General features: G+C 62.4%; 6 protein-coding genes. 2 read left to right on the top strand and 4 right to left on the bottom strand.

The window, feature by feature from the left end; translation table 11 throughout:
* Window positions 1-94: 94 nt before the first annotated feature.
* Window positions 95-1,345 carry a kynureninase gene (gene kynU / locus AC07SU_RS30790; protein WP_494999257.1) on the bottom strand — a complete coding sequence of 417 codons (1,251 nt, stop codon included), beginning with the start codon at window positions 1,343-1,345 and terminating at the stop codon, window positions 95-97.
* 142 nt (window positions 1,346-1,487) lie between these two features.
* Here kynU and AC07SU_RS30785 point away from each other — a divergent pair, with 142 nt between their 5' ends.
* Window positions 1,488-1,961: an Lrp/AsnC family transcriptional regulator gene (locus AC07SU_RS30785; protein ID WP_016974903.1), complete on the top strand. Its 474-nt coding sequence runs from the start codon at window positions 1,488-1,490 to the stop codon at window positions 1,959-1,961.
* 130 nt (window positions 1,962-2,091) lie between these two features.
* Here the strand turns inward: AC07SU_RS30785 and catA are convergent, their stop codons facing one another.
* From catA to AC07SU_RS30770, 3 genes are read right to left on the bottom strand one after another with little or no spacing between them, the layout of a single operon-like run.
* The gene (gene catA / locus AC07SU_RS30780; RefSeq protein ID WP_176996929.1) at window positions 2,092-3,021 is read right to left on the bottom strand and encodes a catechol 1,2-dioxygenase; all 930 of its coding nucleotides are present in this window, start codon (window positions 3,019-3,021) and stop codon (window positions 2,092-2,094) included.
* A 41-nt stretch (window positions 3,022-3,062) separates the two neighbouring features.
* Window positions 3,063-3,353, bottom strand: a complete 291-nt coding sequence (gene catC, locus AC07SU_RS30775; RefSeq protein ID WP_494999256.1) for a muconolactone Delta-isomerase — start codon at window positions 3,351-3,353, stop codon at window positions 3,063-3,065.
* Window positions 3,354-3,365: 12 nt separating this feature from the next.
* Window positions 3,366-4,493 (bottom strand): muconate cycloisomerase family protein, encoded by a 1,128-nt coding sequence (locus tag AC07SU_RS30770; protein ID WP_494999255.1) that lies wholly within the window; start codon window positions 4,491-4,493, stop codon window positions 3,366-3,368.
* A 114-nt stretch (window positions 4,494-4,607) separates the two neighbouring features.
* Between AC07SU_RS30770 and AC07SU_RS30765 the strand changes: the two genes are divergently transcribed.
* A complete protein-coding gene (locus tag AC07SU_RS30765) occupies window positions 4,608-5,483 on the top strand; it encodes a LysR family transcriptional regulator (RefSeq protein WP_494999254.1) in 876 nt (291 codons plus the stop codon).
* The last annotated feature ends 109 nt before the right edge of the window (window positions 5,484-5,592 follow it).

Raw genomic sequence — 5,592 nt, 5'->3', positions numbered from 1 at the left:
CCCCCCCCCCCCCCCCCCCCCCCCCCCCCCCCCCCCCCCCCCCCCCCCCCCCCCCCCCCCCCCCCCGGGCTCCTACAGGGAATGGGGCGTTGTGTCAGGTAACGCTGTTGCGCACCTTGAACTGCGGCTGATCCCAGGTGTGGTTGTCGAGGATCTCGCCGAGGATTTCCACGGCGTCGAACACCTCGGTGAAGCTTGTGTACAACGGCGTAAACCCGAACCGCATGATGCGCGGCTCACGGTAATCACCGATCACGCCACGGGCAATCAGCGCCTGGATCACCGCGTAGCCTTCAGGGTGTTCAAAGCTCACGTGACTGCCGCGCCTGGCGTGCTCACGCGGGGTGATCAGCACCAGGCCATGGGCGGCGCATCGCGCTTCGACCAACGCGATAAACAGGTCGGTCAATGCCAGGGATTTGCTGCGCAGGCTGGCCATATCGGTCTGGGCAAAGATCTCCAGACCGCATTCCACCATGGCCAGCGACGTGATCGGCTGCGTGCCGCACAGGTAACGGGCGATGCCCGCACTCGGCGCGTAGTTGGATTCCATGGCGAACTGGCGGGTATGCCCGAACCAGCCCGACAGCGGCTGGCGCACCACGTCCACCAGGGCCGGGTTGACCCACACGAACGCCTGGGAGCCGGGGCCGCCATTCAGGTATTTGTAGGTGCAGCCAATCGCGTAGTCCGCACCGGCGGTGTGCAGGTCGATGGGCACCGCGCCCGCCGAATGCGCCAGGTCCCAGATACTCAGCGCGCCGCACTCGTGGCTCAAGGCCGTGACCGCCTGCATGTCGTACATGTAGCCGGTCTTGTAGTTGACGTGGGTGAGCATCACCACCGCCACGTCACTGTCGATGGCCTGGGGCAGTTCGTCAGGGCTGTTGACCAGGCGCAGGGAGTAGCCCTGTTGCAGCAACTCGGTGAGGCCTTCGGCGATGTACAGGTCAGTGGGGAAGTTGCTGGCTTCGCTGACGATCACCTTGCGCGCCGGCGTACGTTGGCGCTGCACCGTGAGGGCGGCACTGAGTACCTTGAACAGGTTGATCGAGGTGGTATCGGTGATCACCACCTCGCCGTCGCGTGCGCCGATCAGTGGGGCCAGGCGGTTGCCCAGGCGTTGCGACAAGTCGGCCCAACCGGCGCTGTTCCAACTGCGGATCAAGCCATTGCCCCATTCCTCGGCGATCACCGCCTGCGCCCGTTCCAGTGCGGCCACCGGGCGTGCGCCCAGGGAGTTGCCGTCGAGGTAGATCACGCCGTCTGGCAGCGCGAACTGACGGCGCAAGGGCGCCAGCGGGTCCTGGGCATCGAGGGCTTGGCAGTGTCTTCGAGTGGTCATGGGTTGTCCTGTTTTTATAAGTGCGATGGACAAAATATTGAACGAAGCTTTACAAAATTTTCGTGCAAAGTAACGGGCAAAAGGCTAATTAAGCTGTAGGAAATTCGATTTTAACCCCCAAACACGCGGATTTATTCTAATCATGATTCTCGACGCCACCGACCTGCGCCTCCTGCATTTCCTGCAACAGGATGGCCGTATCAGCAACCAGGAACTGGCGGAAAAAGTCGCGCTGTCGCCGTCCGCCTGCCTGCGCCGTTTGCGCCTGTTGGAGAGCGAAGGAATCATCAGCGGCTATCGCGCAGTGCTCAACGCCGAGCAACTGGGCATCGAGCTGGAGGCCATCGTGCACCTGTCGTTACGCCAGGATGTGGAGGATTGGCACGAGACGTTTATCAAGAAGGTGCAGGGCTGGCCCGAGGTGGCCAGTGCCTACGTGATCACCGGCGCCAGCAACTATGTGCTGCGGGTGCAGGCACGCAACCTCAAGCACTTTTCGGACTTTATCGTGAACCACCTGAACCGCACGGCGGGGGTGATGGATATTCGTTCGGAGATCGTGCTGCAGAAGATCAAGGATCGGGATGAGGTGTTGGATTTGGTTATCCGCAAATAACCAGCAACACCACAAAAAAACCTGCGAAAACTGGAACCTGTGGGAGCTGGCTTGCCTGCGATAGCTATGTAACATTCACCACCGCTATCGCAGGCAAGCCAGCTCCCACATGTTGAAGCGTGTTTGTTGTTCAGTCTTCGAGGGCGCGCACGCGCTGCATGCGCTTTTGCTCGACCGGTGCCGCCGAGGCCTGCAATTCAAAGTCAAAGTCGATCTGCGCAAACCGCCCTTCCACACCGAACTCCCGCGCCAGCTGCTGATCGTCACTGAAGCGGATTTCAGCAATCAATTCATCCCGCGTCGCATAGGCGAAATCATCATGCAGGTACGGGTCATCCGACAGGTTGATCTGCGTGGTCAGGTGCCGATGCCCAGGCGCCGAAATGAAGAAGTGAATGTGCGCCGGCCGCTGCCCGTGGCGCCCCAGTTGATCGAGTAACTGCTGGGTCGGGCCGGTCGGTGGGCAGCCGTAGCCCGACGGCACGATGCTGCGAAAACGGTAGTTGCCCTGGGCATCGGTTTCGATGCGCCGACGCAGGTTGAACTCCGATTGCGTCGGGTCGAACCAAGAGTAAGTGCCGCCCGTGTTGGCCTGCCACACATCCACAATCGCCCCGGCCAATGGCTTGCCATGCGTGTCGCGCACCTGCCCGCGCATGAACAGCGGCACCGCCGCGTCAGTGCCGTCGTCCAGGCGTGCCTCGTATTTCGACAAAGGCGCCCCAGCCACATACAACGGGCCCTCGATGGTACGCGGTGTACCGCCGGATTTACCGGCTTCTTCATCGGCAGCGTCCATCAACAAATCCAGGTAATGCTCCAGGCCCAGGCCGGCCGCGAGCAAACCGGCCTCCTGATGCTTGCCCAGTTCGTTGAGGTAGTTGACCGCCTTCCAGAACTCTTCCGGGGTCACTTCCAGGTCTTCGATGATGTTCACGGTATCGCGCAGGATCCGGTAGATCAGCGCCTTGGTACGCGGGTTGCCACCGTCGTTGAGGTTGCCGCTGGCTTCTTCGAGAAACTGTTGGGCATGGGCAGTCTGGGACAGTCGGATGGACATGGTGCAATCCTCATCTTGTAGTTATTCGTGTTGAAGCAGGCTTAACGGTCGTCCTCATGGATCGACGAAGGGTGCCGGCACAGGGCATTCACTTCGATGGCCATGTAGGGGAACAGCGGCAGTTGCATCAGCAGGTCGTGCAGGTCCTGCACGCTGTCGACATCGAACACGCTGTAGTTGGCGTAGTGCCCGGCAATGCGCCACAGGTGGCGCCATTTGCCTTCCTGTTGCAGGCGCTGGGCCAGGGCTTTTTCTTCGGCCTTGAGGCCGGCGGCGCGCTCCGGGGGCATGTCGAGCGGCAGGTTCACGGTCATTTTTACGTGGAACAACATGGCAGGCGCCTCTTAGTGTTTGTCACGACGGAAGAACGCCAGGCGCTCCTCATCAATGGCCAGGCCCAAGCCCGGCGCAGTGGAAACATGCAACTGGAAATCGCGGTAAACCGGTGGCTCGGTGAGGATGTCTTCGGTGAGTAGCAACGGCCCAAACAGCTCGGTGTCCCACGCCAGTTTGTTCAGCGTGAGGAAGGCATGGGCCGAGGCCAGCGTGCCGATGCCGCCTTCGAGCATGGTGCCGCCGTACAGGCCAATGCCCGCCGCTTCGGCAATTGCAGCGGTGCGCAGCACAGCGCGGGGCCCGCCGTTCTTGGCGATCTTGAGGGCGAACACTGAGGCCGCACCTTCGCGGGCCAGGTTGAAGGCATCTTCGACACACTCGATGGACTCATCGGCCATGATCGGCGCCGGGCTCGACAGGTTGAGCCGTGCCATGCCGCCACGGTTGTTGCGCGAGATCGGTTGTTCGATCAGGTCGATGCCGTTGTCGCCGAGCACCTTGCACGCGCGCAGGGCGACGGCTTCATCCCACGCCTGGTTGACGTCGACCCGCACGCTGGCGCGGTCGCCCAGAGCCTTTTTGATCGCGATCACATGGGCCAAGTCCTGGCTGACGTCACCGGCGCCGATCTTCAACTTGAAGATGCGGTGGCGGCGCAGGTCGAGCATCTTTTCGGCTTCGGCAATGTCCTTCTCGGTGTTGCCGCTGGCCAGGGTCCAGGCCACCGGCAAGGCATCACGTACGCGACCGCCGAGCAGTTCGCTGACCGGCAGGTTGAGGCGCTTACCCAATGCGTCGAGCAAGGCGCTTTCGATCCCGGACTTGGCAAAGGTGTTGCCACGGATTCTGCGCTCCAGGCGCAACATGGCCGCGTTGATGTTGCTGGCGTCCTGGCCAATCAGCAGCGGGGCGAAGTGGCGGTCGATGTTGATCTTGATGCTGTCGGGGCTTTCGTTGCCGTAGCTCAGGCCGCCGATGGTGGTGGCTTCGCCGATGCCTTCGATGCCGTCGGCGCAACGCAGGCGAATGATCACCAGCGTCTGGTTTTGCATCGTGTGCATCGCCAACTTGTGCGGGCGAATAGTGGGAAGGTCGACGATGATCGTCTCGATCGACTCGATGGCGCAAATCGGCATGGCTATACCCGTTGGGTTCTTTTTAGGTTTGAGCCGATTCTGTGCCGTATCTTTAAAGGCTTCCAATATAGAATGGGTCTTGAGCAATACCCTCAAGGTATGAAAGGAGCCGTCATGGAGCTGCGTCATCTGCGCTATTTCCAGGTGCTGGGTGAAACCCTCAACTTCACCCGCGCCGCCGAACGCCTGCACATCGCCCAGCCGCCGTTGAGCCGGCAGATCCAGCAATTGGAGGACGAATTGGGGGTCATCCTGCTCGAACGCGGCCGGCCGCTGCGGCTGACCGAGGCCGGGCGGTTTTTCTACGAACATGCCAATGTGTTGCTGGAGCAGTTGAACAAGGTCTGCGACAACACACGCCGCATTGGCCAAGGCGAAAAGACCTGGCTGGGCATCGGTTTTGCCCCGTCGACCCTGTACGGCGTGCTGCCGGAACTGATCCGCCGCCTGCGCACCCATGAGGCGCTGGAACTGGAGCTGGGGCTGTCGGAAATGACCACCTTGCAGCAGGTCGAAGCGCTCAAGGCCGGGCGCATTGACGTGGGGTTCGGGCGCATTCGCATCGACGACCCGGCCATCGTCCAGCGCGTGCTGGTGGAAGATCGGCTGGTGGCCGTGCTGCCCGCCGGGCACCCGTTGCTGGAGGCGCCGGCCACCCTCGCCCAATTGGCCGCCGAACCGATTGTGCTCTACCCCGGCAACCCTCGCCCCAGCTATGCCGACCATGTGATCGCGCTGTTCGACGCCCACGGCCTGAGCCTCAAAGTGGCGCAATGGACCAACGAACTGCAGACCGCCATCGGGCTGGTGGGCGCGGGAATGGGCGCGACGCTGGTGCCGGCGTCGGTGCAGGTGCTGCACCGTGCAGACATCGGGTATACGCCGATTGTTGAGGCCACGGCGACCTCGCCGATCATTCTGAGCCGCCGGGTGAATGACCAGTCGCCGGGGCTGAATCATTGCCTGCAACTGGTGGAAGAATTGATCTGATTCCTCCCAAACACCACAAACCCCCTGTGGGAGCTGGGGGGGGGGGGGGGGGGGGGGGGGGGGGGGGGGGGGGGGGGGGGGGGGGGGGGGGGGGGGGGGGGGGGGGGGG

Source organism: Pseudomonas sp. GW821-FHT05H12, assembly GCF_059419385.1.
This window is presented reverse-complemented; position numbering and strand designations above follow the sequence as displayed.